Origin of the sequence: Williamsia limnetica (genome assembly GCF_003217475.1) — a bacterium.
GTDB lineage: Bacteria > Actinomycetota > Actinomycetes > Mycobacteriales > Mycobacteriaceae > Williamsia > Williamsia limnetica.
Genome location: NZ_QJSP01000032.1, coordinates 1 through 26,014 on the forward strand (window position 1 = coordinate 1; position 26,014 = coordinate 26,014).

Annotated in this window: 32 protein-coding genes and 1 pseudogene; 11 read left to right on the plus strand and 22 right to left on the minus strand. The window is 63.9% G+C overall.

What is annotated here, in order from left to right:
* From DFR67_RS29300 to DFR67_RS29335, 8 genes are all read right to left on the minus strand, one after another.
* Positions 1-245 (minus strand): arsenate-mycothiol transferase ArsC (locus DFR67_RS29300; RefSeq protein WP_146240578.1); only part of this gene is annotated, 245 nt, incomplete at its 3' end.
* A 40-nt stretch (positions 246-285) separates the two neighbouring features.
* Positions 286-2,079 carry an arsenical pump-driving ATPase gene (gene arsA / locus DFR67_RS29305; protein WP_245938239.1) on the minus strand — a complete coding sequence of 598 codons (1,794 nt, stop codon included), beginning with the start codon at positions 2,077-2,079 and terminating at the stop codon, positions 286-288.
* 2 nt (positions 2,080-2,081) lie between these two features.
* Positions 2,082-2,486 (minus strand): arsenite efflux transporter metallochaperone ArsD, encoded by a 405-nt coding sequence (gene arsD / locus DFR67_RS29310; protein ID WP_110472986.1) that lies wholly within the window; start codon positions 2,484-2,486, stop codon positions 2,082-2,084.
* Positions 2,487-2,512: 26 nt separating this feature from the next.
* Entirely contained in the window at positions 2,513-3,505 is a 993-nt protein-coding gene (gene trxB / locus DFR67_RS29315; RefSeq protein ID WP_110472987.1) for a thioredoxin-disulfide reductase, read from the minus strand.
* 43 nt (positions 3,506-3,548) lie between these two features.
* The gene (locus DFR67_RS29320) at positions 3,549-3,965 is read right to left on the minus strand and encodes an arsenate reductase ArsC (RefSeq protein WP_110472988.1); all 417 of its coding nucleotides are present in this window, start codon (positions 3,963-3,965) and stop codon (positions 3,549-3,551) included.
* Between the two features lie 49 nt (positions 3,966-4,014).
* Positions 4,015-4,668 (minus strand): arsenate reductase ArsC, encoded by a 654-nt coding sequence (locus tag DFR67_RS29325; protein ID WP_110472989.1) that lies wholly within the window; start codon positions 4,666-4,668, stop codon positions 4,015-4,017.
* On the minus strand, positions 4,668-5,762 hold the full coding sequence (gene arsB, locus DFR67_RS29330; protein WP_110472990.1) for an ACR3 family arsenite efflux transporter: 1,095 nt from the start codon (positions 5,760-5,762) through the stop codon (positions 4,668-4,670). The genes DFR67_RS29325 and arsB overlap by 1 nt, the downstream gene beginning before the upstream one ends.
* On the minus strand, positions 5,759-6,139 hold the full coding sequence (locus DFR67_RS29335; RefSeq protein ID WP_110472991.1) for an ArsR/SmtB family transcription factor: 381 nt from the start codon (positions 6,137-6,139) through the stop codon (positions 5,759-5,761). The genes arsB and DFR67_RS29335 overlap by 4 nt, the downstream gene beginning before the upstream one ends.
* 210 nt (positions 6,140-6,349) lie before the next feature.
* Here DFR67_RS29335 and DFR67_RS29340 point away from each other — a divergent pair, with 210 nt between their 5' ends.
* From DFR67_RS29340 to DFR67_RS29360, 5 genes are read left to right on the plus strand one after another with little or no spacing between them, the layout of a single operon-like run.
* Complete coding sequence (locus DFR67_RS29340) at positions 6,350-7,306, plus strand: PstS family phosphate ABC transporter substrate-binding protein (protein WP_110472992.1); 957 nt, start codon at positions 6,350-6,352, stop codon at positions 7,304-7,306.
* A gap of 11 nt (positions 7,307-7,317) precedes the next feature.
* A complete protein-coding gene (pstC, locus tag DFR67_RS29345; protein ID WP_110472993.1) occupies positions 7,318-8,262 on the plus strand; it encodes a phosphate ABC transporter permease subunit PstC in 945 nt (314 codons plus the stop codon).
* A 1-nt stretch (position 8,263) separates the two neighbouring features.
* Positions 8,264-9,181, plus strand: a complete 918-nt coding sequence (pstA, locus tag DFR67_RS29350) for a phosphate ABC transporter permease PstA (RefSeq protein WP_110472994.1) — start codon at positions 8,264-8,266, stop codon at positions 9,179-9,181.
* A gap of 23 nt (positions 9,182-9,204) precedes the next feature.
* Positions 9,205-10,116 (plus strand): phosphate ABC transporter ATP-binding protein PstB, encoded by a 912-nt coding sequence (pstB, locus tag DFR67_RS29355; protein ID WP_110472995.1) that lies wholly within the window; start codon positions 9,205-9,207, stop codon positions 10,114-10,116.
* A 6-nt stretch (positions 10,117-10,122) separates the two neighbouring features.
* Complete coding sequence (locus DFR67_RS29360) at positions 10,123-10,878, plus strand: winged helix-turn-helix transcriptional regulator (RefSeq protein WP_110472996.1); 756 nt, start codon at positions 10,123-10,125, stop codon at positions 10,876-10,878.
* Positions 10,879-10,889: 11 nt separating this feature from the next.
* On the opposite strand, the gene DFR67_RS29365 is transcribed toward DFR67_RS29360, so the two are convergent.
* The 8 genes from DFR67_RS29365 to DFR67_RS29400 form a co-directional block, all read right to left on the minus strand.
* On the minus strand, positions 10,890-11,750 hold the full coding sequence (locus DFR67_RS29365) for an arsenate-mycothiol transferase ArsC (RefSeq protein ID WP_245938240.1): 861 nt from the start codon (positions 11,748-11,750) through the stop codon (positions 10,890-10,892).
* A gap of 80 nt (positions 11,751-11,830) precedes the next feature.
* Positions 11,831-12,190 carry an ArsR/SmtB family transcription factor gene (locus DFR67_RS29370; protein ID WP_110472997.1) on the minus strand — a complete coding sequence of 120 codons (360 nt, stop codon included), beginning with the start codon at positions 12,188-12,190 and terminating at the stop codon, positions 11,831-11,833.
* Between the two features lie 25 nt (positions 12,191-12,215).
* A complete protein-coding gene (locus DFR67_RS29375) occupies positions 12,216-12,644 on the minus strand; it encodes an arsenate reductase ArsC (protein ID WP_110472998.1) in 429 nt (142 codons plus the stop codon).
* Positions 12,645-13,330: 686 nt separating this feature from the next.
* Positions 13,331-14,320, minus strand: coding sequence for an Abi family protein (locus DFR67_RS29380; protein WP_110472999.1), 990 nt, complete (start codon positions 14,318-14,320; stop codon positions 13,331-13,333).
* A 212-nt stretch (positions 14,321-14,532) separates the two neighbouring features.
* Entirely contained in the window at positions 14,533-15,528 is a 996-nt protein-coding gene (locus DFR67_RS29385) for an arsenic resistance protein (protein WP_110473000.1), read from the minus strand.
* Positions 15,525-15,950: a MerR family transcriptional regulator gene (locus DFR67_RS29390; RefSeq protein WP_110473001.1), complete on the minus strand. Its 426-nt coding sequence runs from the start codon at positions 15,948-15,950 to the stop codon at positions 15,525-15,527. The genes DFR67_RS29385 and DFR67_RS29390 overlap by 4 nt, the downstream gene beginning before the upstream one ends.
* 60 nt (positions 15,951-16,010) lie before the next feature.
* Positions 16,011-16,301 (minus strand): hypothetical protein, encoded by a 291-nt coding sequence (locus tag DFR67_RS29395; RefSeq protein ID WP_211325199.1) that lies wholly within the window; start codon positions 16,299-16,301, stop codon positions 16,011-16,013.
* Positions 16,298-17,101 carry a MerR family transcriptional regulator gene (locus DFR67_RS29400; RefSeq protein WP_110473013.1) on the minus strand — a complete coding sequence of 268 codons (804 nt, stop codon included), beginning with the start codon at positions 17,099-17,101 and terminating at the stop codon, positions 16,298-16,300. The genes DFR67_RS29395 and DFR67_RS29400 overlap by 4 nt, the downstream gene beginning before the upstream one ends.
* Before the next feature lie 160 nt (positions 17,102-17,261).
* Here DFR67_RS29400 and DFR67_RS29405 point away from each other — a divergent pair, with 160 nt between their 5' ends.
* Positions 17,262-17,663, plus strand: a complete 402-nt coding sequence (locus tag DFR67_RS29405) for a VOC family protein (protein ID WP_245938241.1) — start codon at positions 17,262-17,264, stop codon at positions 17,661-17,663.
* Positions 17,664-17,787: 124 nt separating this feature from the next.
* A complete protein-coding gene (locus DFR67_RS29410; protein WP_110473014.1) occupies positions 17,788-18,096 on the plus strand; it encodes an alkylmercury lyase in 309 nt (102 codons plus the stop codon).
* 145 nt (positions 18,097-18,241) lie between these two features.
* Here the strand turns inward: DFR67_RS29410 and DFR67_RS29415 are convergent, their stop codons facing one another.
* Positions 18,242-18,886, minus strand: a complete 645-nt coding sequence (locus tag DFR67_RS29415; RefSeq protein WP_110473003.1) for a TetR/AcrR family transcriptional regulator — start codon at positions 18,884-18,886, stop codon at positions 18,242-18,244.
* A gap of 92 nt (positions 18,887-18,978) precedes the next feature.
* Between DFR67_RS29415 and DFR67_RS29420 the strand changes: the two genes are divergently transcribed.
* The gene (locus DFR67_RS29420) at positions 18,979-20,289 is read left to right on the plus strand and encodes an NAD(P)/FAD-dependent oxidoreductase (protein ID WP_110473004.1); all 1,311 of its coding nucleotides are present in this window, start codon (positions 18,979-18,981) and stop codon (positions 20,287-20,289) included.
* A gap of 101 nt (positions 20,290-20,390) precedes the next feature.
* Here the strand turns inward: DFR67_RS29420 and DFR67_RS29425 are convergent, their stop codons facing one another.
* Positions 20,391-21,029: a winged helix-turn-helix transcriptional regulator gene (locus DFR67_RS29425; protein ID WP_110473005.1), complete on the minus strand. Its 639-nt coding sequence runs from the start codon at positions 21,027-21,029 to the stop codon at positions 20,391-20,393.
* Between the two features lie 78 nt (positions 21,030-21,107).
* On the opposite strand from DFR67_RS29425, the gene DFR67_RS29430 reads away from it, so the two are divergent.
* The 3 genes from DFR67_RS29430 to DFR67_RS29440 all read left to right on the plus strand — a co-directional run bounded on the left by DFR67_RS29430 (position 21,108) and on the right by DFR67_RS29440 (position 23,708).
* Positions 21,108-22,001 carry an alpha/beta fold hydrolase gene (locus tag DFR67_RS29430; RefSeq protein ID WP_110473006.1) on the plus strand — a complete coding sequence of 298 codons (894 nt, stop codon included), beginning with the start codon at positions 21,108-21,110 and terminating at the stop codon, positions 21,999-22,001.
* A gap of 218 nt (positions 22,002-22,219) precedes the next feature.
* Positions 22,220-22,885 carry an HAD family hydrolase gene (locus tag DFR67_RS29435; RefSeq protein ID WP_110473007.1) on the plus strand — a complete coding sequence of 222 codons (666 nt, stop codon included), beginning with the start codon at positions 22,220-22,222 and terminating at the stop codon, positions 22,883-22,885.
* Positions 22,886-23,114: 229 nt separating this feature from the next.
* Positions 23,115-23,708, plus strand: a complete 594-nt coding sequence (locus tag DFR67_RS29440; protein WP_110473008.1) for a class I SAM-dependent methyltransferase — start codon at positions 23,115-23,117, stop codon at positions 23,706-23,708.
* Between the two features lie 77 nt (positions 23,709-23,785).
* On the opposite strand, the gene DFR67_RS29445 is transcribed toward DFR67_RS29440, so the two are convergent.
* The 4 genes and pseudogenes from DFR67_RS29445 to DFR67_RS29460 all read right to left on the minus strand — a co-directional run.
* Entirely contained in the window at positions 23,786-24,034 is a 249-nt protein-coding gene (locus tag DFR67_RS29445) for a hypothetical protein (protein ID WP_110473009.1), read from the minus strand.
* Positions 24,035-24,078: 44 nt separating this feature from the next.
* On the minus strand, positions 24,079-24,702 hold the full coding sequence (locus DFR67_RS29450) for a histone-like nucleoid-structuring protein Lsr2 (protein WP_146240579.1): 624 nt from the start codon (positions 24,700-24,702) through the stop codon (positions 24,079-24,081).
* Between the two features lie 66 nt (positions 24,703-24,768).
* On the minus strand, positions 24,769-25,695 hold the full coding sequence (locus DFR67_RS29455) for an SDR family NAD(P)-dependent oxidoreductase (protein WP_110473015.1): 927 nt from the start codon (positions 25,693-25,695) through the stop codon (positions 24,769-24,771).
* Between the two features lie 178 nt (positions 25,696-25,873).
* A pseudogene (locus tag DFR67_RS29460) lies at positions 25,874-26,014 on the minus strand (IS110 family transposase); the annotation flags it as partial.

A 26,014-nucleotide genomic window follows, 5' to 3' on the forward strand; every position in this document is an offset into this window, starting at 1 on the left:
GTGACCACCACGTCCATCTGCGCCAGCAGGTCAGGATCAATAGCCCGGGGTGTGTTGGCGGAGATGTCGACGCCGACCTCGAGGAGCGATTGGGCTGACAGTGCGTTGATGGCCGAGCCGGGAGCAGTGCCCGCAGACTGTACGTCAACCGAGTCGCCGGAGACCTTGGTCATCAGGCCGGCCGCCATTTGCGATTTGCCGCCGTTCTTGACGCAAATAAACAGAACACGAGGAGTCGAACTCATGGTGACAGGCAATCCTTTTCGGTGTTGAGGGCCTGGGGGGTCAGTGGTGGATGGGTGTGGGGACGCCAGGCGTCGATGCCGCTAGGTTCTCCAGGGCGGTGATGCCGACAGGCTCGGCCGGCAGCATCGGGACGACCGCAACACGGTCATGGGTGGTGGTGATCGCCGCGATCTCGTCGAGTTCGGCGGCCGCCCGCCGGGCCAGTAGCGGGGACGTGGGGTGTGCGGCAGCGAGCGAATTGTTGATGACCCACGCCCACGGCGTGATGCCGGCCCGCTGCAGATCCTGCTGCAGGCCCTCGGCTTCCAGGCGCGGGGTGGTCTCAGCCAACGTCACCAGCAGTACTTTGGTCTCGTCTGGGTTCTGCAACCGCATCATGGGGGTGGTGAACGAAGTCTGCTCGCCCATCTGCCGGGCAATCTCGCGATGGTAGGAGTCGGTCGCGTCGAGCAGCAGCAGCGTGTGTCCGGTGGGTGCGGTGTCGACGACGACGAAGGTACGTCGCGATTGGTTGATGACCCGGGAAAAGGCTTGGAAGACAGCCACTTCCTCGGTGCACGGTGAGCGGAGGTCTTCGGCCAGTGTGCTGCGGCCCTGCTCGTCGAGGTGCGCGCCTTTGGTGTCTAGCACTCGCTGGCGGTACTGCTCGGTCGCTTCGGCGGGGTCGATGCGTGAGACCGTCAGATTGTCCAGATGTCCGGTCAGGGTGTCGGTGAGGTGGGCGGCGGGGTCGGTGGTCGTCAGGTGCACCTGGTGGCCGCGGCCGGCCAAGGCCACCGCGATCGCCGCGGCAATGGTGGTTTTGCCGACTCCACCTTTGCCCATGCACATGATGAGCCCGTGGCCCTGAGGCTCAAGCTCGTCGATCAGTGCTGACAGCGGTGCGGCGTCGAGGTCGGCAGCCACCTCAGTGGCTGCATCGAACGGACGGTCAGCGCTCGTGGGGCGCAGCAGACTCGTGAGGGCGCCCAGTCCGACGATGTTGGTGGGTTTGAGTTCGATGTAGTCGACCGGCAACGCCTGCAGCTCGCGGGGGAGATGGGCGATGGCGTGTTGTTCGCGGTCGTAGATGGCGTGCGCAACAGGGTCACAGGCGTCCGGGCGTGGCAGGACGCCGTTGATGACGACGTGTTGGGTGGTCAGTCCGATAGCGGCCAGTTCAGTATGGGTGCGGGCGATTTCGGCGAGGCTGGAGCGCTGAGCGCGAGCGACCAAGACGAGCCGGGTGCGGGCGGGGTCGGCCAGCGCAGCAACCGCGCCGGCGTACATGGTGCGCTGTTTCTCCAGCCCGGACAGCGGTCCGAGGCAGGAGGGGTCGCCTTTGCCGTCGTCGAGGAACTCGGTCCACGAGCCGGGCAACTGGAGCAGGCGGATGGTGTGCCCGGTCGGTGCGGTATCGAACAGCACATGATCGAACCCGGCCAGGGCAGCATCGTCGTCGGTGAGCAGGGTGGTGAACTCGTTGAACGAGGCGATCTCGGTGGTGCACGACCCGGACAGTTGCTCGGTGATGGTGGCCAGCTCGGCCTCGGGGAGCAGTCCTCGGACGGGTCCGATGATGCGTTCGCGGTAGGCGGCCGCGGCCTGCTCGGGATCAATCTCCAGCGCTGATAGTCCGGCGACAGCAGGAACATCCGTGATGGTGTTGCCGATCGAAAGCCCGAACACCTGCCCGACATTGGAGGCTGGGTCGGTGCTCACCAGCAGTACCTTTTTCCCAGCGCCGGCCAGGGTGATGGCCGAGGCGCAGGCGATGGAGGTTTTGCCGACCCCACCTTTGCCGGTGAAGAACAGGAAGCGGGGCGCTGCATTGAGGAACTTGGGAGAAGGCACGGTCAGCAGCAACTCGACTCGGAGCCCGAGCCGGCGTCGGGGGTGCAGCATCCGCTGGTGTCGGTGAGCGACAGCAATCCGGCGGTGGGCGCAGCGGCTTCGGGGGCGGGCAGACCGGCCCAGGCCGCGAGCTGACTTCGCGTCGGGTAGGTCCCGGTCATCGCCGTTACTCCGTCCACCAACGCTAGTGGCAGCCCTTGCGATCCGGTCAGCTTCAGGAAGGCGGTGACTGGTTCGCGTTCGGCGAAGGCCATCGGTTCGCTGGCCAGATTGAATCGGGCGATATCGGCGCCCTGGCTACGGAGCCAGTCAATGTCGGCGGAGAAGGTGATCAGGGCCTGGTCGACGTCGTCGCCGCAGACGCCGGTGGCGCAGCACAGTGCTGGTTCGAAAATCTCGATACTCATTGCTGTCACGCTTTCTAGGTGGGGGGTCAGGAGATGCTGGCGGTGACCGGGTGCCCGGCGGCAGCGAGGGTGTTGGTGGTGATGTCACCGCGGTCGGCGAGCCAGCGTTCGGCGTCGATCGCTGCGGCGCAGCCGGTGCCGGCGGCGGTGATTGCTTGGCGGTAGGTGTGATCGACCAGATCTCCGGCGGCGAAGACGCCGTCGATGGAGGTGGCGGTGGTCGGTGATTGGACCTGCACGTAGCCGGCGTCGTCGAGATCGACCTGCCCGGTCACCAGGGCGCTGCGGGGGTCGTGCCCGATGGCGACGAACATACCCGTAGCTGTCAGGGTGGTGTGCTCGCCGCTGATCGTGTCGCGGACAACGAGACCGGTGACACTGCTTTCGCCGAGGACCTGGACCGGGTCGGCGTTGGTGATGAAACGGATCTTGGGGTTGGCTTTGGCGCGTTCGAGCATGATCCGCGAGGCCCGAAACTCGGTGCGGCGGTGGACCAGAGTGACGCTGCGGGCGAAGCGGGTCAGGAAGGTGGCTTCTTCCATCGCTGAATCGCCGCCCCCGACGACGATGATGTCTTGGTCTCGGAAGAAGAACCCATCGCACGTGGCACACGCGCTGACGCCGCGGCCGAGCAAGGACTCCTCTCCGGGGATGCCCAGGTAGCGGGCTGCGGCGCCCATCGCCAGGATCACCGCATGAGCTCGATGAGCAACACCGCCGGCGTGCAGGGTCTTGATCGGCCCGATCAGCTCTAGCGCGTCGACGTCCTCGGTGCGGATGTCGGTACCGAATCGTCGGGCTTGCTCGCGCATCTCATCCATCAGGTCCGGGCCCATGATTCCGCCGCGGAAGCCGGGGAAGTTCTCGACCTCGGTGGTGGTCATCAGGGCACCGCCGAACTGGCTGCCCTCGAACAGTATCGGCTGCAGTTCGGCGCGGGCGGCATAGATTCCGGCCGTATAGCCGGCGGGTCCTGAGCCCACGATCATCAGATCGTGCACGGTCGTCGGCGATGTCATAGTTCTCCTCGTCGAATTGTCATCAGAGTGACAAGTCCGTTGATCAGCGGGTGGCGGGCTGGGAGGTCAGTTCGGCGATGAGTGCCTCGACGCGGGTTTTGATCTCGTCGCGGATCGGCCGAACGGCGTCCACGCCTTGACCTGCAGGATCTTCCAGGACCCAGTCCCGGTAGCTTTTGCCGGGAAAGATCGGGCAGGAGTCGCCGCAGCCCATGGTGATCACCACATCGGAAGCCTGTACGGCATCGGTGGTGAGGATCTTCGGAGTCTGTGCGGTGATGTCGATACCGACCTCCGACATTGCCTCGGCGGCAGCGGGATTGATACTGCCGGCCGGAGCGCTACCGGCGGAGCGGACCTCGATCGCGTCACCGGCCAGATGGGACAGGAAACCGGCGGCCATCTGGGAGCGACCGGCGTTGTGCACGCACACGAACAGAACGCTGGGGGTGGTGGTCATGAATCGAAATCCTTTTCCATGGTTGTGGTCGATCAGGGTGTGGCAGGTGTCAGACGGGAACGGGGGACGTCAACTCGTGCAGCAACTCCTGGACTCGGGTGTCGAGGTCGTCGCGGATGGCGCGGACCACCTCGAGGGGTTGGCCGTGTGGATCCTCGAGGGTCCAGTCGAGGTAGCGTTTGCCCGGATAGATCGCGCAGGCATCGCCGCAGCCCATGGACACGACCACGTCGGCCGCGGCAACGACATCATCGGTCAGCGGCTTGGGATACTGCGCCTCCAGGTCTAGACCGATCTCCGCCATCGCTTCGACCACTACCGGGCTGATCGCACCCACGGGTGCCGATCCCGCCGAGCGCACATGCACGGACCCCTTGCCGTAGTGATCGAGCAGGGCTGCGGCCATCTGCGAGCGGCCGGCGTTGTGTACGCAGATGAACAGCACTTCGGGCACGTCTTTGGGTGCAGCGCCGGTGGATTGAGCCAACGCGGAGAGGCGGTCGGCAGCGAACCGGCCCGCCAAGGCCGGGAGGTGGTTGTAGATCGTCGCGGTGCGCCGCAGCGCGGTGTAGGACTCGAACACGTAGCGTTCCACCGTTTGCGGGGAGAACACCCCGTTGTACCTGTCGGCCAGGGTCTCGGCGGTGCGGGAGAGCAACGCTTGGGGCATCAGCAGTTCGGGTTGGGCGCGGTGCTCGGACATCAGGACTCCTTGGTCGCAGACGAGATGGCAGATGGTGCGGGGGTGAAGCGCTTGCGCAAAGCCAGAGAGACATAGACCAGTCCGACCAGGACCGGGACCTCGATCAGCGGCCCCACGACGCCGGCCAGGGCTTGGCCGGAGGTGACGCCGTAGGTGGCGATCGCCACAGCGATGGCGAGTTCGAAGTTGTTGCCCGCCGCGGTGAACGCCAGGGTGGTGGTGCGCTCGTACCCCAAACCCATCACGGCTCCGAGGGCGTAGCCGCCGCCCCACATCACGGCGAAGTAGACCAGCAGGGGCAGCGCGATGCGCACCACGTCCCAGGGTTTGGAGGTGATCTGGTCGCCTTGCAGCGCAAACAGGATGACGATGGTGAACAGCAGGCCGTACAGCGCCCACGGGCCGATGCGGGGTAGGAACTTTTCCTCGTACCACTCGCGGCCTTTGGCCTTCTCGCCGTAGCGGCGCGTCAAAAACCCAGCCAGCAAAGGGATCCCGAGGAAGATCAGGACAGATTTGGCGATCTGCCAGGGGGAGGTGTCGATGGTGGTCTGTTCCAGACCAAGCCACCCGGGGAGCACCGACAGGTAGAACCAGCCGAGGATGGCGAACATGAACACCTGGAACACCGAGTTGATGGCCACCAGCACTGCGGCCGCTTCGCGGTCACCGCAGGCCAGGTCGTTCCAGATGATGACCATGGCGATGCACCGGGCCAACCCGACGATGATCAGTCCGGTCCGATACTCAGGCAGGTCGGGCAGCAGGAGCCAGGCCAGAGCGAACATCAACGCCGGCCCGAGGACCCAGTTCAGTGCCAGCGACCCGAGCAAGAGTTTGCGGTCACCGGTGACGGTGTCGAGGCGGTCGTAGCGAACTTTCGCCAGGACCGGGTACATCATGATCAGCAGTCCGATCGCAATCGGTAGCGAGATGCCGTCGATCTCGACGGCGCTCACCACGTCGTCCAGGCCCGGAATCATGCGGCCCAGCAGCAGGCCGGCGACCATGGCCACGCCGATCCACACCGGCAGGTAGCGGTCGAGGGTGGAGAGTTTGCCGACAACGGCCGGTTGGTCCGTGGTGGTACTCATGCGGTCGCCACCTCAGAGGGGGCCTGCAATGCAGCCGCGGGTTCGCCCAGGACAGCGGAGAGCTGTTGCAGGGCAGCGGGAACCACCCAGTAGTAGACCCAGGTCCCGCGGCGCTGGCAGTCCAGCAGGCCCGCCGACCGCAACACCTTGAGGTGGTGGGAGATGGTGGGCTGTGACAGGTCGAAGGACTCGGAGATGTCGCAGACGCAGGCCTCACCGCCCTCGTGGCTGGCCACCAAACTCAGCAACCGCAGACGCACCGGATCGCCGAGGGCTTTGAACATCCGGGCCAGATCCCCCGCCCAGTCCTCGGTCAGCGGCTCGCGCACCAAGGGGGAGCAGCAGGGAGTTTCAGGCTCCGCGTGTTGATTCGACATATGTCTATATTGACGGTGATCGATTCTGCGGTCAAGTGAACTCCTGGCTAACGACATGGGTCGCCCAGCCCGTTGCATAGATGGCGATCTATTTGTCATGTGGGCGCCCGGCCCCGTTCACCCTGAATTCATATAGACCGCGTTCTATACGTCTGGTGCGGGGCGCGAGTCCGCCCGGCGGATGCTCATCAACAGAGAAGGAACAATCACGTGTTTACACTTCCCAGGCGCGTACTGGTAGCGGTCGCGGTGTCGGGTGTAGTCCTTGGCAGCGCGGCGTGCGGTGGCCAGGATTCGGGTGGCTCGGGCGATGGGATCAGCGGCGAGGTCAGCGTGGACGGTTCCTCGACTGTCGAACCGCTCAGTTCTGCTGCGGCCACGATGTTCCGCGATGAGGAGGCCGGGGTCAATGTCACCGTCGCCACCTCGGGAACCGGCGGCGGGTTTAAACGTTTCTGCGCCGGTGAGACCGACATCTCTGACGCCTCCCGTCCGATCAGCGACGAAGAGAAGGCCGCCTGCGAGGCCAAAGGCATCAAGTACACCGAGATCGTGATCGCCAACGACGGACTGTCGGTGGTGGTCAATCCCGGGAACGACTGGATCGATTGCCTGACCACAGCGCAGCTGGCCACCATCTGGGGACCGGCATCGGAAGGCAAGGTCACGAGCTGGAACCAGGTCGATCCGTCTTTCCCGAACGAGAAGCTGGACCTGTTCGGCGCGGGTACCGACTCGGGAACCTTCGACTACTTCACCGAGGCCATCAACGGGGAAGAGGGCGCCATCCGTACCGACTACACCCCCTCCGAAGATGACAACCTGACCGTGCAGGGTGTCAGCGGATCGACGGGCGCACTGGGCTTTTTCGGTCTGAGCTACGCCGAAGAGAACGCTGACGCGGTCAAACTGGTGGGCGTCGACAACGGCAGCGGATGCATCACCCCCAGCAAAGAAACCGTGCAGGACGGTACCTATGCCCCGCTGGGCCGGCCGCTGTTCATCTACGTCAACAACGCCAGCTACACCGACAAGCCCGGCGTGCGGGCCTTCGTCGACTTCTACGTCGCCAATGAAGAAAAGGTCGCCGAAGACGCCCTGTTCATCGACCTGACCGACGAGCAGCAGCAGACCGCGCAGAAAGAACTCGCCAGCCTCGTCGGCTGAGCGGCCCGGCCATGAGCACCACTACTGTCCTGCCGCAAGGCTCCCCAGATATCGAGCCTTCGATCCAGCGCAGCTCCAATCGTCGCGGCGAGCAAGTGATTCACGGTGTGCTGCGGCTGTGTGCCTGGTTGTCCATCGCGATCACCGTCGGGATCGTCATCTCACTGCTGATCCCGGCGCTGAGCTTCTTTCAAGACGTCTCGGTCTGGGAGTTCTTGACCGGGACACGGTGGGCGCCGCAGTTCGCCAATCCCTCCTTCGGTGTCCTGCCGCTGGTCACCGCGACCCTGTGGACCACGGGGATCGCGCTGGCGGTGGCGGTGCCCTGCGGGTTGGGGGTGGCGATCTATCTCGCCGAGTACGCCCGCCCCCGGGCCCGTAAGATCCTCAAACCGATCCTGGAGCTATTGGCCGGAATCCCGACGGTCGTGTTCGGGTTCTTCGCGCTCTCGTTCGTCGCGCCGACCATCCTCAAAGGCTGGTTGAACCTGGAAGTGGGGACGTTCTCGATCCTGGCCGCCGGCCTGGTGATGGGCGTGATGATCATCCCGACGGTCGCCTCGTTGTCCGAGGACGCCATGACCGCTGTGCCCCAGGCACTTCGGCAAGGATCTTCCGCGCTGGGCGCCAACCGGATGCAAACCTCGCTGCGGGTGGTGTTCCCGGCCGCCTTGTCCGGGATCGTCGCGGCCATCGTCCTGGGAATCTCGCGGGCTATCGGCGAAACCATGATCGTGGCCATCGCCGCCGGCGCCCGCCCCCAGATGGTCACCGACCCCACCATGGAGGGCGCCACCATGACCGGCTTCATCGCCCGCATGGCTTTGGGTGATGCCCGCGTCGGGTCACTGGAATACAACACCCTTTTCGCGGTGGGCCTGTTGCTGTTCGTGATGACCCTGGTGGTCAACGCCATCAGCATCCAACTCGTCCGCCGTTTCCGCCAGGAGTACTGACATGGCCATCACCACCCCCGCCCGCCCCCAGCCTGCGCGCGAGCACACCCCGATCCCGACCGGGTCGCGGAGCAAAGAACGCAGTCCCGCCGCCCTGATCTTTCTGATGTTGTTGTGGCTCAGTCTGTTCATTGCCTTCGCCACGTTGGTGGCGTTGATCGTGACCACCTTCGTCGAAGGCGCCGGTCGCCTCGACATCGGGCTGCTCACCGAGTACCCGTCCTCGCGGCCAGATGAAGCCGGTGCCCGTCCGGCGATCCTCGGATCGCTCTGGGTCATCGGCACTACCGCGATCCTGGCGATCCCGCTGGGTATCGCCGCGGCGGTCCACCTCGAGGAGTTCGCCGATAAACGGCACTGGTTCAACAAGTTCATCGAAGTCAACATCCAGAACCTGTCTGCGATCCCCTCGATCATTTACGGCATGCTCGCGATCGGCACCCTGGCGCTGATCGGTGTCGGCAACAAGAACATCGTCATCGGCGGCGCGCTGGCGCTGGCGTTGTTGATCTTGCCGGTCATCATCATTTCCACCCGCGAAGCCCTGCGGTCGGTGCCGCGGGAACTGCGGCACGGCTCACTGGCTTTGGGTTCAACCGAACTGCAAACCGCGTGGCGGATCACCCTGCCCTCCTCGATCCCCGGCATCGCCACCGGCACGATCTTGGCGCTCTCGCGAGCGTTGGGGGAGGCGGCCCCGCTGCTTTTGCTGGGCGCCCTGGTGTTTATTTCGTTTGACCCCAACGGGCTGATGAGCGGCTTCACCACCATGCCGATCCAGATTTACGGATGGACCAACGCCCCCCAGGCCGGTTTCCACGAGCTCGCCGCAGCCACCTCCATCCTGCTCGTGGCGATCCTGCTGGTGATGAATGCGCTGGCGATCGTCATCCGCAACCGCTACCAGCGTCGCTGGTGAGCACTAACAGAAAGCCTTCCACCATGAACAGCGCCACCCCCGGATCCACCGACACCACCAAGGCAGCAACTGAGACCGCCGCCGACGCGGACACGGCCACACCGATCTCCACCCGTCCCGCGAACTTCCTGAATCGGCGGCTGCCCACCAATCCTTTCCAGGTTCTCGAATGCACCGACGTGCACGTCTACTACGGTGGTTTTCAGGCCGTGCGTGGTGTGTCGATGCCGTTCGCGCACAACGAGATCACTGCCCTCATCGGTCCGTCGGGGTGCGGCAAGTCGACTATTTTGCGTTCGCTGAACCGGATGAACGACCTGGTCGACGGGGCCCGCGTGGAAGGGCAGGTCCGTTACCGCGGACAAGACATGTACGGCAAAGGTGTTGATCCGATCGAAGTACGCCGCCGGATCGGGATGGTCTTTCAAAAACCCAACCCGTTCCCCAAGTCCATCTACGACAACATCGCCTACGGCCCCCGCGTGACCGGCATGAACGTCGACTCCATGGACGAGCTCGTCGAGCAGGCACTGACCCGCGCCGCCCTGTGGGATGAAGTCAAAGACAAACTCAAACAGTCCGCCTACGGGCTGTCCGGCGGCCAACAGCAACGCCTGTGCATCGCCCGCACCATCGCCGTGCAACCGGACGTGATCTTGATGGACGAACCGTGCGCCTCACTCGATCCCATCGCCACCATGCGTATCGAAGGGCTGATGACCGAACTGCGCGATCAGTACACGATCATCATCGTCACCCACAACATGCAGCAGGCCGCCCGCGTCGCTGACCGTACCGCCTTTTTCACCGCCACCGTCGATGACACCACCGGCGACCGCACCGGCGAACTCGTCGAATTCGACCTCACCAAAAAGATTTTCGAAAATCCCGCTGACCGGCGCACCGAGGACTACATCACCGGCCGGTTCGGCTAAACCGCCATGACGATGACCGCCGACGCCAGCCCGGGCCGCCGCCTCGTACCCGCCTGGGTACGCGCGAACGCCGGGTCCGGGTCGGTCGTGCTCCTCGATCCCGACGAACAACCCGCCGCCGCGATCGTCGACCGGCTGCGGTCGCTGGGCGTGCATGTACGGCTGTGCCAGGACCCGGTCCACGCCGCAGCGATCCTCGGGTTCGAAGGCATTGCCGTGGTGGTCGTCAACGCCTCGATCGGCGCCGAAGCGATGCGCCGGTTCGTGGAGATCGTGCACGGAAAGCTCGATGTGACAGTCCTGTTGGCCTACAGCCCCTGCCAGCTCGCCGACATCGGTCCCGCGGTCCTAGCCGGCGCCCGCCCCCTGCTCGCGTTGCCGTATGACCCGGCAAGCTTTGTCGCAGCACTCAAACAGAGCGCCACCCCGGCCCCGCCGCCGCCGGTCATCACCGTCGCCGGACTGGTCCTGGACCGGGCCGGCTACAGCGCCTCGATAGACAATCACCGAATCGGGCTCAGCGCGTTGGAGTTCGAGCTGCTACTCGAGTTCGCCTCGCACCCGGACACAGTCATCACCCGAGAACGGTTCGCCCAACGATTCTGGCCGGACTCGGCGGACCCGGACGGCACCATCATGGCCGCCGTCAAACGCCTCCGCCGCAAACTCGACGCCCACGGCATCGGGCACGCCATCAGCACCGTGCGCGGCGTCGGCTACCAGCTGGTGTCGAGCACCCTGCTCGCACCGATGACCGGCTGAACCCGCAGCGGTCAGCAGACATCGAGTTCGCGGACCAAACCCTGCACGCGGGTGGAGATATCCTCCACGATGCGGCGAACCTCACCGGCCGGACGCCCCACCGGGTCGGCGACCTGCCAATCGACGTACCGGCGACCCGGGACCACCGGACAGGCGTCCCCACAGCCCATCGTCACCACCACCCCCGACGCACGCACCACCTCGCTGGTCAGCGGCCGGGGAAACTCGGTCAACCCCGCCACACCCCGGCGCACCAACTCCGAACGCACCACCGGATCCACCCGCGCTGCCGGCAACGAACCCGCCGTACGCACCCGCAACCGATCCCCGGCGACCGACCGCATCAGCGCCGCCGCGATCTGCGAGCGACCAGCATTGCGCACACACACGAACAACACATCACGGCGAAAATCATGATCAGCATCAGCTGCCTGCACCAGGGCGGTGAGCCGCTCGGCAGCGAACCGGGCCGTGAGCGCCGGCAAATGCACACGCACCGTTGCCCGCGACGCCAGCAACTGGTAGCTATCCATCACGAACTCAGCAATGGTCTCCGGCGCAAAATGGTGGGCATACTCCTGCGCCAGGTCGTCAGCGATCCGCCGCAACAACCGACCATGATCACCCGGATCAACCCCCGCGGCCGGTACGGCCGTATGGCCGACCGCCGATCCACCGAAGCGCGCCAACGCATCTGCGGACGGCCGATAACGCTCGCCTTCGACAATCAACAGACCGACCTGTGCCATCACCGCCAAGTGAGCAGCGAAGCGATCACCATCGCCGCCGGGGCCGGCGAGGCCGGCCGCGGTCACCTCAGTGTCCGAACCCAAAATCAACGCCAGCAACTCGAGCCGGTCAGGGTCAGCCATGGCCGCGATCTGCGCGCGCCGACGATCGTCATAGCCCACCATCTACTGCCGATCGGTGAACGTCGACGTGCACGGCCTGATCAGCGCAGCAGGTCGGCGATCGCATCCAGGCGGGTAGGCACGATGTGATACCAGACCTCTCGCCCTACCGGCTCGCGTGCCACCACACCTGCCTCGGTCATCACCTTGAGGTGGTGTGAGACCGTCGGCTGCCGCAACCCCAGTGCCAAGGTGAGTTCGGTGACCCGGGCCTGCTGATCGGCGCTGGTGTGAATGAGGCTCAGGATTTGCAGCCTGGTCGGATCCGAGACGACCCGCAATACCGTTGCGGTGTCCTCGGCCTGGGCCCGGCTCAGCGCCGCACGGACCGGGGAGTGGACTGCACCCGCCACGACAGAATCGACGGGAGGCGTCGATTCGCTGCCGGTTGCGGGTGTCATGAGACAAGATTAGCCCGCCCCGGATCTACCGTGACGGCACAACCTGCACCGGCTGCACCCCCAGTTGGTCGAGCAACGCCAGAACCCGGGTACGGATCTCCTCGCGAATCGGACGCACTGAGTCCAGGCCCTGCCCCGCGGGATCGTCGAGCTGCCAGTCCTCATAGCGGACCCCTGGAAAGACCGGGCACACATCACCGCACCCCATCGTGATCACCACATCTGAGGACTCCACCGCATCGGGGGTCAACACCTTGGGCTGCTCAGAGCGGATATCGATACCCACCTCGGCCATCGCCTCCACAGCGACCGCATTGATCTGATCGGCGGGCATCGACCCGGCCGAGCGGACCTCTACGGCGCCACCGGACAGGGCCGCGAGAAACCCAGCGGCCATTTGCGAGCGCCCGGCGTTGTGAACACAGACGAACAGCACCGACGAAGAATCAGACACACCACTATTTTGACAGCTATCTAATCAGGCTGGCAAGTGAACTCTGGGAGTCAACACGCTGAGACCCTTCGCTAGCGAGGTATCCACAGAAATACGTGTCACACTCAAACCGCGCTAGAAGCATGCGCACAACCGGCCGAATGGCCGGTTTTTTTGTGCCCGCTGGTTCTCTGCCAGTTGGGCTGTCACTGTCGCGCACCCATGCATCTGCCGATCACCGTCCCCCTACGGGATCGGTCTGCGCGGCGTGCGCGGCGCACCTCAGAAAAGGGGTCACCCATGTTCGGCGACGTCTGCGTTCTGTGCACTGGGATTCATCATCGCTATCACCATCGTGGTGGTGGGCGTACTTCCGCTGGTCTACATCGTGGTCCTCATCGACCGCGAGTCACCGGCTCGCAGGAGGCGAGGGTCTTCTCAAAGCCCTCGCTGCGGTGCTGCGGGCCTGGCGCCGGAAATAACGTCCGACTCCACGCACTACCCATGGAGAAACTGATGTCGCCATAGCGCGCTGCGCCTGACCTATCTCGCCGCCACAGCGCGGGCCTGCATATGTGCCCCGCGGTCGAATCTGATTCGACGTGCGGGGCTCTTTTATGCCCAAAACCACTGCCGCGAATGCGTTGAACTGGGATACGAGTTTCTCAGAAAGCTGATCGTGCGGGACAAGGAGTGTCGTGGGGTGTTCAGGTCCAGAGGGGTAGCGTTTCCCACCCCGGCGGAAAGCCCATCTCTGCGGTCGTGCGGTTATCGAGCTGGTCGAAGCTGGTGGTGACGAGTTCTTTGACCTGGTGTGTCCAAGTACTTCCAGGTGATGTGGTGCGCAGCAGGACCCCGATCATGCACAGCGTCCCGAAGATCCTCTCCGACTGGTCCTTCGGTAGCCCCTCGAATCCTGGTACGGCCCGCAGTGCGGCGGTGGTGGCTGGAGGAAGTTGCCGATTCCATAGTCGGCTGTGGTGAGCGCAAATGTTGCGGACAACGCTGAGTTGGAGCAACCAACTCTCCAATGCTGGGTGTTGGCGCCATTTGCGTCGTTGCCGGCGCTGGGACGCCGTAGAGGCGCGCGGATCGGGCGGTGGGGGAGTAATCGCGAACCAGGTGCTCAGTTCCTGCTGGTCTGCGCTGCGCATTCCGGCGAAGAGCTTGGATAAGTCGGCGAAGTCCAGGATGTCAGTTAGTACCCAGATGGGTAGGTGTCCACCGTATTTGGTGAAGTGATGATCGACGAATGCGTCGCGCCCTCGACTCCGGGCGATACGACCACGGGCGGTTTTGAGCCATCCGGAATGGTCGAAACCAGGGCGGAAGTTGGCCGGGTTCTCATGCGCCATCGGGTCGATCTCGCCGAGGAGATGACCTAGCTGGCTGCGCATCGCAACTTCTATGCGCTCGACGCCGCTGTGCACCTTGCTCTTAAGGTGCCGATCGAACTCGTACAGCCTGGCAACCTCAGCGAACGACGTGCCAGTGCTGAAGGTGTCCAACGGCCGCTGGCGATCAGCCGGATTGGCCTCCCGGAAGGGATACCAGTAACCACTGAGCCGGTAATAGCCCACAGCGGTGAGCCACTGCATGGTCTCTGCGTCCTCACACACCATGCCCCGGTCCCGAAGGCGTGAGACCTGATCGGAGATGGCGAGAAAAGGCTTGGGCGGCAGGGGAGTGGCAGTCACACTATGAATATAAATCCGGCCCACTCCCAGAACCGAAGTTCTAGGGCGGGCCGAACGATTGAGCCCATCATATGGGAGTTGTTCGATACCTGGCAAGTCTGCCGACAACAGCTGACGGGACAGGAGCTACGAGCCAGTGCGATCGACCTCAACCACGGCAAGCGCTGCGATCTAGACGGTCACGCTCAAGTTTCGGCCACAACCGGCGGTGGCTACGTTCTGGAGACCGGTCTCGAGGACGGTGTGATGCGTGGGATCAGTCGAACGTAGATGACCATGCCGACGAGCTCGATCAGAGTTTGGGTCACCACCACGACGGCTGCCAGGGCCAGCGTCTGTGGGAGGGCGAGGGCGAGCGGGAGCACGACCAGGGAGTTGCGGGTGGCGCCGGAGAAGATCAACGCCCGGGTGGCGGGCACATCAAGGGATGCTGTTCTGCCGACCGCCAGGCCCACGATGGCCATGACGACCAGGAACCCGATGAAGATCGGTACCACGGCGATCAGCGAGGACCACTGCGTGCGTACTGCTTCGATCTGCGAGGCGACGACCACGGCCAGGGTGAGCATCATGACCGGGACCATCGCTGCGGCCATGGCGTCCATGACGATGACGCCGGCGCGATGGCGCCGAGAGATCGCCTGGGTGATGGCGGCTAGAGTCAGCGGGACCACAATCAACAAGACGAAGGCCTCGACGAATGGGCCTATATCGACGATCTCGACGAGGTCCGACCCGACGAATAGCCAGAGGTAGACCGGCAGCAAGGCCATCTGCAGGAGCATGATCAGCGGCGCGCTGGCCAGCAGCCGTTCCGATGCTGCTCCGGCCAGGCCGCTGAAGACGATGACGTAATCGATGCAGGGCGCCAGCAGCACCAGCAGGACTCCGACCAGCAGGGCTTGGTCGTCGGCGATGAACCGGGTGAGCAGGAAGACGACGACGGGCACGAGGGCGAAGTTCAACACCACCACGCTGGCCAGGAATCGGCTATCGCGCAGCGAGGCCCTGATCTTTTCGAATGGGACCGCCAGGAAGGTGGCGTAGAGCAGCACGATCAGCACGGGGTTGATGGCGTGCTCGAAGGTGGGCGCGGACGCCGGGGCCGCGATGCCGATCAGGGCGCCGGCCGCGAGGGCGGCCAGGTACAGCGGTATCTGGAACTTCTCGAGCCAGGCCACCGCCGGTGACGACGTCACACCGGTCATGACGCGTTCTGGGCGGGTGTGGTCAGCCAGGCGCACTCGGGGCTGCAGGGGGAGTCTTTGTCGGGGGTGTCGTCGAGACGGGCCAGCGCCGCAGTCAACGTCGAGTGCAGCGAGGTGAGCTGCGCGATGGACGCTTCAGCGTTGGCGAGCTGTTGCGCAATGGCCGGTCGCAGTTCGGATTTGACGGCCCGGCAGGTATCGGTCTCCCACACCCGCAGGAGCAGTTTGATCTCGGGGAGCGACATCTGCAGAGCTTTGGCGGCGGTGATGAACGCCAGCCGTTCCTGCGCGCGCTCGGTGTAGATGCGGTAACCGTTCGCGGAGCGGTCGGCCGGGAGAATGCCTTCGGTCTCGTAGTACCGCAGCGTGGTTGCAGGGACCCCGCTGCTGGCGGCGAGCTCGGATATCCGTAGATCAGGCATGACCGAAGAGTAAACGTTCGAGTCGACTCGAAGGTCAAGCCGCAGTGGCAGTGATCACGCTCAGTGATGTCGCAGATCGTGCCCGAGGGTGGGCAAATCCAGATCCACAGGACCAGCCTGGGCGACTCGGCAGCTGGCCCGTCGCCGTTTGCGCAGTGCGACCAGGATGCCTACCGCAGCAATTGCGACAACAGTGAGCAGTGCGGGTACCCACAGCGAACCCAGCAGTCCTGCCGCTCCGATTCCGCCCAGGACCGCCAGCAGTGGACCGGCGCAGCACACCGCGCACGCTCCCACCAGCGCAGCCAGGGCGGCACCGGGGCCACGCCACGACTTCCCGGGTGCGCTCATGCCGGTTGTCCGAACAACTCGCCGAGCAGCGGTGCGGCGTCTCGCGGTGCGCGGACCTGCACCACCACCGTGCCGTCGGCGACGGTCAGAGTGAATGCATAGAATGAGCAGCATTGCTGTTCTGCCGCAATCAGATACGCGAGCTGGCTCACCATGACTGCGTCATTGTCGAAGGTCAGCTGCACACCCACGCCGGTCTCGGTGTCCTCGAGATCGGTCCGGCTGCGGGCGTGGGTTAGTATCTGCTGCCACTGCATGGTGCGCTCGCCGAGCTCCTCGCGGTCCAGGGAACACGCGATGGCCGGGGGATCGGCGTCGGCGCCGCCGAGGGGGGCAGTCGCCTCGGCGACCCCGAGGTCGGCGGTTCCCTCAGGCATCGGCACTGGGAACTGGCCGTCGGTGATCGTGCAGCCGCAGTCCGGTCCGCAGCGGCCCGCAGGGGCAGGTTCCGACAGATTTGACCGCACGCTGCGCAACCGTGCGGCGAACGCTGAGAGCTCGGCCAGTCGATGATCGGTCTCGGTGATCTGCTGATCGACCAGCGGCAACAACTCGGACCGCACCGACGAGCACGTCCCAGATTGCCACGCCTGCAGCAGATCCCGGATCTCATCGAGAGCCAATCCCATCAGCTTGGCCGAGGAGATGAACGCCAAGCGCTCCACGGCCCTCTCGTCATAAACTCGGTAACCGGCCGGGGTTCGCTGCGCAGTGAGCAACCCTGATTCCTCGTAAAACCGCAGCGTCGAGGCCCGAACACCGGACCGCTGCGCCAGCTGTGAGATGCGATATGTACCCATGACCTCACGGTAAACCTTCAACACGACTTGAAGGTCAAGCGAAAAATGAACCGGATCCAACCGGGGCGCACAGCAGACATCGACTTGTCTACTGGTTGGTGGCCAGTCGCATGGCCGCACGTTAGATTAAGTGATGGCTCTCCTGAGATCAGTGCCGGCGATGCCGGTCGAGAATATCGCGGTCGGTGTTGAGTTTTATTGTCAGAGACTAGGATTCACAGTTTCATCCTCCGATGAAGGGGGCGCAAGGCTGTCGCGCGACGGTGCCGAGGTGCATTTGTGGGCTACGTTCGACGACGATTGGCGTACTCGTTCGAACTTCGTCTCGATGCCGATCTGCAGTGGGGCTGAGAGCTTCATTGCGGGGACGGCGAGTTGTCGGATGGAGACCGATTCGGTGGACGAACTCTATCGCGAGATGGCGGCAGCTGCGGTTCTCCATCCGAGTGATGCTGGTGAAGGGCCCGCCGATACGGAGTGGGGTACCCGAGAGTTCGCGGTGGTCGATCTAGTTGGGAACCTGCTGACGTTCTTTTCTGGCCGAGTGATTGAAGGTGATTGAGCACTCTTCTGCCGTGCGCCTAGCGACGATTGGCGGCGAGGTGTGGGATCCGCTCTGTCATTGGGAGTCGGTCCCTGACATTGGTGGCGACACAGTCCTCGTGTGTGAGGGCAGAATCGACAGTATGAAAGCGGAGATTCTCTTTTTCGACGGGTGCCCGAACTGGGTAGAGGCGGCCGAGCGTGTCCGCGCGGCGGCGACCATGATCGGCAGGACGGATATCGAGATCGCGTTCTGGCGGATTGAGTCCGGTGCGGAGGCGGCAGCGTCGCCGTTCGCTGGCTCCCCGACGATACTCATCGATGGCGTCGATGCCTTCGTCGACGCCGTTCAAGTTGATCAGCTCGCGTGCCGCGTCTATCGGACTGAGACCGGTTTGTCCGGGCTCCCGACTATTAATCAACTGGCTGATGCGCTACGCGGCAGAAGCTAGTCGACGGGTCCGAGAGTTCAAGCGCGTCGCGAACCATTTTCTATACGGTTCAGACTGCCACCCAAGCTCGCGACAAGGCTGCACTTCGTCATTGGTGACGAAACCGATTGCAGCACAATATGTTACGCCGATAATTAAGATTACGTCAGGCTGATTGCGGGGGGTCGGTGCTGGTTTCGTTGAGGCTGGCGAGGTAGTGATTGGCGAGTTGGCCGAGGCTGGCGATGCCTTCGGCAACTTGTCGGGCTAGCTGGGTGGGGTCGTCGGAGATTCGATCGCGTAGGTTGCCGGTTTGCCACAGGGTCGCCAGTCCGTGAGACATGGACCACCCGGCGACGACGACTCCAGCGACATTGTCGTCCGGGGTGGTGGCGCCCAGGCTTGTTCGCGCACTGCCATAAAGGATGGCGAAGGCCGCGTCGCGGGCCTCAGCGAGCTCGAGGTCGGTGTCGCTGTACAGGTCTGGGCGAAACATCACTTCGTAGTGGCCGGGGTGGGTGATGGCGAACATTACGTAGGCCATGCCACCGGTCACGAAGCCCTGGGGGCCGGTGGCGGCCGGCGCGATAGCGTCGGCGGCTAGTTTGAACCCCGCTGTGGCGACCGCGGTGAACAGACCTGTTTTGTCTCCGAACTGGTAGGACAGCGCCGCGTGCGTCACCCCGGCACGTTTGGCGATCTCGCGCATGCTGACCCCCGCGACACCGACCCGTTCGACCTCGGACACGGCAGCGTCGATGGCTGCCTGTCGCAGGTTGCCGTGATGGTACGGGCGGGGCTGGGCCGACATCGTTCGATCCTAGCCTAGCATCTAACCATTGATAAGTTTCCAGTTGTGGGGAAAACTGACCACTGGTAAGTTCCCGAGTAGAGGTGGTCGAAATGACCCAGGTCTTTGATGTGGTCATCGTTGGTGCCAGGTGTGCGGGCTCGCCGCTGGCGATCATGCTCGCGCGCCGTGGACTGAGGGTGTGTGTGTTGGACAAGGCCCGGTTTCCTTCGGAAACGCCTTCGACGCATGTCATCCAGCCGTGCGGCGCAGCGGTGCTGGACCGTATCGGGGTGCTCGGTGCGGCACTTGCGGCCGGAGGTGTGCCGATCGACCGATTTACGCTGGTCAACGACGACGTACGAATCGACGGTTCCTTTGCCGCTGAGTCCTTCCCGGAGCTGGGCATGTGCGTGCGCAGGGTGACCCTGGATGCCCTCCTTGTCGATGCCGCGGTAGCGACGGGAGCCGACGTGCGGACCGGGGTCAAGGTCACCGGCGTGGTCAGTGTCGAGGATCGGGTCGTGGGTGTCGATACCGACCAGGGAGTAGTGCGTGCGCACCTCGTTGTCGGTGCCGACGGGCGCCATTCCACGGTCGCCGCAGCTGTCGGGGCGCCGGAGTATCAGGCTGTTCAAGGGGGCCGCACTCCGGCGTGGGCCTACTTCGAAGGTGTGCCCGATCGGTCCGGGCGGCTACGGCTGGGACGGCTGGGTGAGAACGCCTATCTCGCCAGCCCCACCGATGGGGGTCTGTTCATGGTGTGCGTCGCTACCGGTGCCGGCTTCGGCCGAGATCGCAACGCCGAGTTCGCTACTGCCGTCGCTGGCTGGCCGGAGCTCGCAGACGTGCTGCACGGCGGGCAGCGCGTCGGACCTGTTCGGGTGATGAACAAGTGGCACGGTTACTTTCGGCAGGCGAGCGGGCCTGGCTGGGTTCTGCTCGGCGATGCGGGACACTTTAAGGATTTCAGTCTTGCGCAGGGCATTTCCGATGCGTTACGCCACGGCGAGCGTCTGGCGGACATGCTTCCTGCACATCTGTCGGATCACGACAGTGTTGATGCAGTAGCCCGGCGGTGGTGGCGCTGGCGAGACTCCGATGCGCAACCGATGTTCTGGTTCGCTACCGACTCCGGCGCACCGGGCCCGCCGACCCCGGTGGTCACCGAGCTGCTACGCCAGGTCGCCAACGACCCCGCAGCGACGTTGACACTTCTGCACATCCTCAACCACGAACGCCACCCCAAACGCTTGCTGACACCACGACGCCTGACCGTGGCCACCACGCGAGCACTTCGAACGCATCCAGCTCTCGCCACCAAGGAAATAGCCACCACACTGGCGAATGAGATTCGCCGAATGCGGTACAGGTACCAGACCTTGCCGGGCACGACGCAAACAGTAGCAAGCGGAGAATCTTGACCGTGGCCTGGCGGCGAAAACCGTTGTGGTGCACCACTGTACCGACAACCAGGACTGCCCAAGGTATCGTTTGTATCTAGGTGACGCTAGCGCCTATCGGGTCATTGTGGGTTCTCGTCCATGAAGTATCCGCGCACGACCGATTCGTCGCCGTCGATCTCGATCAGTCCGGCGGCGCTCGCGTCCTGGAGGCTGAGTGCATTGGCGGCGAGGCCAAGGACGAACGCGGGCTCGGTGCGCAGAACTGCAGCGAGTTCGCGATCGTCGCGGGGGCCGACGTCGAAGCCGTAACGGGTCGCGTGGAGCTGCAGTAGTGGCCCGCCGACGTCGAGACCGATTGCTGCTCGCGGGCGGAGCGAGACTCGCGAATTGAGGAGCGCGGGGATGGCGAGGGTAAGCCACTCCACGCGAAAGGTGTCACCGTCGGGACCGCGGAGCATGAGTGGGGTCGACCAGCAGATCAGGCTGGCGATCGGCTGGCGTAGCTCGGCGCCCCACGGGGTCAGAGCGTACTCAACGACACTGCCTTCACCGGCGAGTTGTCGCTCGATGACGCCGGCGGCCTCGAGGTCGCGCAGCCGATCGGCCAGCAGATTGGTGGCGATGCCTGGAAGCCCATCGATCAGGTCGCGATACCGGGCGGGGGCGATGAGCAGCTGGCGAACGATGAGCAGGTTCCACCGGTCACCCACGACTTCGAGGGAACGGGCGAGCCCGCAGTACTGGCCGTAGGTTCGCATCGCATCTCCTCGCGTAACGCTTGACGATCTCAAGTGTAGATGAGATCGTCAAGCACATCATTCTATGAGGGGGACGACATGGTTGATGCCGCTCACGCTGTGCGACCGGAGTGGGTCGACGACAGCCTTTTTCCGTTCGAGAGTCACTTCGTTGACATCGGCGGCCACACCGTGCACTACGTCGACGAGGGCGCAGGGCCGACACTGTTGCTGCTGCACGGGAACCCGACCTGGTCATTCTTATGGCGAGACGCAATCCGCGAGCTGCGCAACGAATTCCGTTGCGTTGCTCTCGATTACCCTGGATTCGGACTGTCCACGCCAAAGGCCGGTTACCGCTTCCTGCCCGAAGAACACGCCCAGGTCGTCACTGGGTTCGTCGATGCCCTCGGTCTGACAGGTGTCACCCTTGTTGGGCAGGATTGGGGCGGCCCGATCGGTCTGGCAGCCGCCCAACGGCGACCCGGTACCTTCGAGCGGCTGGTGCTGGTCAACACCTGGGCCTGGCCCGTCAACGGGAGTCTGCACTTTGAGGCATTCGGGCGCATTATGGGCGGGCTTCCGGCCCGGTTCCTGGTCCGGCGACTCAACCTCCTCGTCAATGCGTTCATCCCCACCGGCCACAAGAGACGAAAGCCGACCGAGGCCGAGATGACTCACTACCGTCGGGCGCTCGACACGCCTGAGCGCCGCCAGGCCTCAGCGGTACTTCCCGGGCGGGTTCTGGCCAGTCGAGCGTTCTTCGCCGAGGTTGAAGCCGGCCTGCCCAATCTCGCTGACTTGCCGACGTTGATCGTGTGGGGTGATGCCGATATCGCATTTCGTTCACAGGAGCGCAAGCGTCTGGAAGCAACCTTTCCCCATCACCACACTGCGATAGTCGAGCGCGCAGGCACGTACGTAGAGTCCGACGCACCAGAGGAATTCGTCGCAGCCCTCCGCAGCTGGGCATCAACGTTGCCCCCAGAGTGACGCGGGGATCGGCAACCTATACTTCAGCGTCGAACTAGTTCGCGGTCCTTTTCGTCACTGGTGACGAAAAGCATTGAGGCGCAATCGGAACTGGTAACGAGACGTGTTGAAGTGAGACGAGTAGACAGGCATTGGTTGCCGTAAGCGGGCCAATGGCGCGAGCTTGTTTCCATATATGGACGGCGGGCGCCGAGACCGTTTGTTCTACACTCGGGGGCATGGGGGAGTTGCCGTTGCTGGTGAGCGCGATCGTCTTCGATTGCGATGGCCTCCTGCTCGATACGGAGACATGCTGGTCGCGCGCAGAAGCGTCACTGTTCGCCGATTATGGGTACGGGTTCGGGCCCGCGGAGAAGGATCTCCTGATCGGGCGAACGCTAGAGGCTGCGTGTGCGAACATGGCCGACTACATCGGGCGCCCGGGTACTGGCCCCGAGCTGCAGGCGGCCCTGTTGCCACGGGTAGAGCAGGAGCTTGCTGCCGGAGTCGAACCTATGCCCGGTGCCGTCGAGCTGTTGAAACTTCTGGCCGGCCGGGTGCCGCTCGGTGTGGCGACCAACAGCCAACGGGGCATGCTCGACGCGGCGCTCGCCGCAGCATCGATTGCCAACTTTTTCGCGGTCTCTGTGGCCGCCGACGAGGTCGCCCACCCCAAGCCGAACCCGGAACTGTATCTCCGTGCGTTCGAGCAGCTGTCGGCCTCACCGCGCACCGGTGTCGCACTCGAGGACTCGTCGACGGGCGTCGCAGCAGCGCGCAACGCCGGCGCTTACTTGATTACCGTTCCATCTCAGCAAGGAAAGAATCTCGATGGAGACCTCGTTGCTTCCACGCTCGATGACCCTCGTATCGTCGAGTGGGCGCAGACCGTCCACGTAATCTGACCGCGGAGGTTATTAACTCCATTTCGGGCGATGGCCGTTGGCTGAAGTGGCTGCGAAGTTCGTCTCTGAGCCTGCCTGGCGTGGATGTGAGCACCCGGCGCGTTCGGCGGATAGATCCGCGAAAGATGCAGTGAGAAAGATACTTTCAGCTGTTTAAACCCGTCTACGTTAATGGTAGCGAGGCGTGTTGGAGTAAGACGAGTTGTTGCGGCGAGTACCGTGGTAAAGCGTGAGTCGGTTACGCTGGAACCACAACATTCACTATCACCGGATAGTGCTGGAAGCGATACCCGATGATGCGGTCTCCGCACTTGATGTCGGTACCGGTGACGGCCTCCTCGCCAGAGATCTGGCCCACAAGGTACCTGACGTCACTGCTATTGACCTGGACCGCGACGTCGTAGATTCCGCTCGTGCGGAGTTCAGTGGAATCAACTTTCTCATCGGCGATGTAATGACCTACGACTTTCGCAGGAAGTTTGATGTCGTAGGGTCGGTGGCCACGTTGCATCACTTGGCCAACTTGCCGGCGGCCCTCCGTCACCTCGCTGGCCTCACCGCACCCGGCGGGGTTCTGGTGGTGGTTGGACTCGCTCGACCGACGCGGTTGAGCGACTTTGCGATGGATGCGGTTGGCGTGATCCAGCATCGGTGGTTGTCCTGGCGGCGCGGACTGTGGGAGCACTCCGCGCCGACAGTGTGGCCGCTTCCGCATTCGTACGCACAGGTTCGTCAAGCCGCTGCTGCTGAGCTCCCTGGGGTTGCGTGGAGGAAGCTCCCGCTGTTCAGATACGCCCTGGTCTGGTACAAGCCCGAACGGTAGCTGAGCGTTGAAAGACGCAGCGCGCCTGTTGGTTTCATCTGTATGAACTCGTCCTACTCTTACGCCGATAACTAATATTACGTAAACTTGGATCGTGGGTAGCCGCGATCCTGCAGGCCTGTGATGACCTGGGCATCTATCAGCGCTGTGGTGGGTCCGTTGTCGACTGCGTTGACGACCTCGTTGATGTCGACCGCCACCGTGGTGTTTGTGCACTCAGTGCTCGACCGTGCTGCATCGAGTGCTTCGCTGGCCAGGATCGCGTATTGCTGTAGTGCTGCGGTGTTGAAGCCCTGCGCCGGATGCGGTTCAGTGCCAACACACATAGCGTGGCGGCCGGAAGGCCTCACGGTGGGTAAAGCTAGGGGGTTTAGCCAACGGACTGGTGGTGGGCTTTGACGATATCGGCGGCGACGCGTCCGCGGTCGCCGATCTCATACCCGTGGGCGCGTGCCCAGGCCCGGATCTCGCGTCGGCTGACCTCGCCCCTGCTGCCAGCCGTGGGCGCCGGTGGTGCGGATCGGGGGGTGTGCCGACCGACCCGTCGGGACTTGCTCAGGACCGTGGCCATCGGAACGCGCCCGTTTTCGATCTTGTTTAGGTGTGCGGTCGTGGTGTCGAACTCGTAATCAGTTCCTTGCCAGGACCATTCGACGCTGACCACGTCGTGGGCATCTATAGGGTGACCGTCAAGGTCATCAAAATACTCAATAGCGATCTTTGTTGCCATGATGAGGACGATGCCATATCTCGCGAAGATCACCAGTTCAGCGCGCCCTGCCAGACACAACTGGGGCACGTGTGCGCGCCCGATAGTTGCGATGCAATTGAGCTCGAAGACGGCTGTGGTGTGCGCGCGGGGTGTTGTGTGGGGCTGATATCTGCCTAGCTCATCGCGGGTGGTGAGTTCTAAGCGAACGGATCCTGGTGGATGGCGAAATACTTCAGCGCGCTGACCGATTTTGTGCGCGGCAAGCATTCGATCGGTATTCACCGCCGAGGCTGTCAACGACGCAATAGGCGACGTGGGCAGCGTGATCGGCGCAGTCGTGCTGTACCGCTAGTGCTGGGTGTCTTCGTGTTTCATTCGTTCTCTGATTCCGCCGTCGACGGTAGTCCCGACGTCCATGGGGTGATAGATGGAGCCGGTGGTGTGCGGCACGGGTGCACCCTTGGCGACTTCGCTGCCGGCGATCTTCGCTGACAGGCGCTCGGTGAGGGCCGGGAAGATGTGGTGAGAGGCGTTCGAGGCGCGTGCTTTTGGTCCGACGGGCTGTTGTTCTTTCGGATTGGTGCAGGCGGCGACGATGGCATCGATCACGATCTGCGGATCGTCCATGGCGGCCATGCGTGGAGTGTGGCCGCTGTAGTTGGCGGCGTGAGTCCACCACGGGGTGTCGACCGCCCACGGCAAGATGGTGCCCACCTTGATGCCGTCCTCGCCGGCCAGGCGCAGTTCCTCGTTGAGGGAACGGCTCAGGCTCAGCACTGCGGCTTTGGACGCGGCGTAGGACGCTTGATAGGCCAGCGGGACCTCGCTGTCGATGGATCCGATGTTGAGCAGCGTCCCCGAGCCCTGCGACCGGAACTGCGTCAACGCGGTATGTGCGCCGTAGATCAAACCTTTGAGGTTCACGTCGATGACGCGTGCGTGGTCGTCGATGGGAATGTCCCAGAACAGGCCGAGGGCACCGACACCGACGTTGTCGATCCACACGTCGATGCGCCCGAACCGTTTGACGGTAACCGACGCCAGCCGTGCGACGTCAGCGGGGTCGCTGACGTCGGTGATGACCGGAACGGCTGTCCCGCCGGGGGCGGCGCTGATCTGTTCGGTCAGATCGTCGAGGACGTCGCCGCGGCGCGCGGCGATCACCACGTGCGCACCTTGGGCGGCCAGCGCCAGCGCCGTGCCACGACCCAGCCCGCTGGTAGCGCCGGTGATGACAACAACGGTCCCGGCCGACACTTCATGACTCGCGCTCATGCGACGACGTCCCTCCCCGACAGGCATTTTCCCGCTATATGCCCGGCGCCGCGCATATCGAAACCCCGCCGACCTGCCAGACACCGCCGCACCGCAGCAATGCGGTGTCGGCCGCCACGGTGGTGGTCTGCATTTAGTTAGTTGCGGTTGGGCCGGGGGGGTGTCCCTATGGGTTTAGTCAAGCGGCAGCTGTTGCCGGTTGCCGGTAAGGCTCGTTGTTCTTAATCATGGCGTAGAGAACGTCGCAACGGCGTCTGGCCAGGCAGATCAGCGCGGCGTTGTGCTTCTTTCCTTCGGCCCGTTTGCGGTCGTAGTAGGT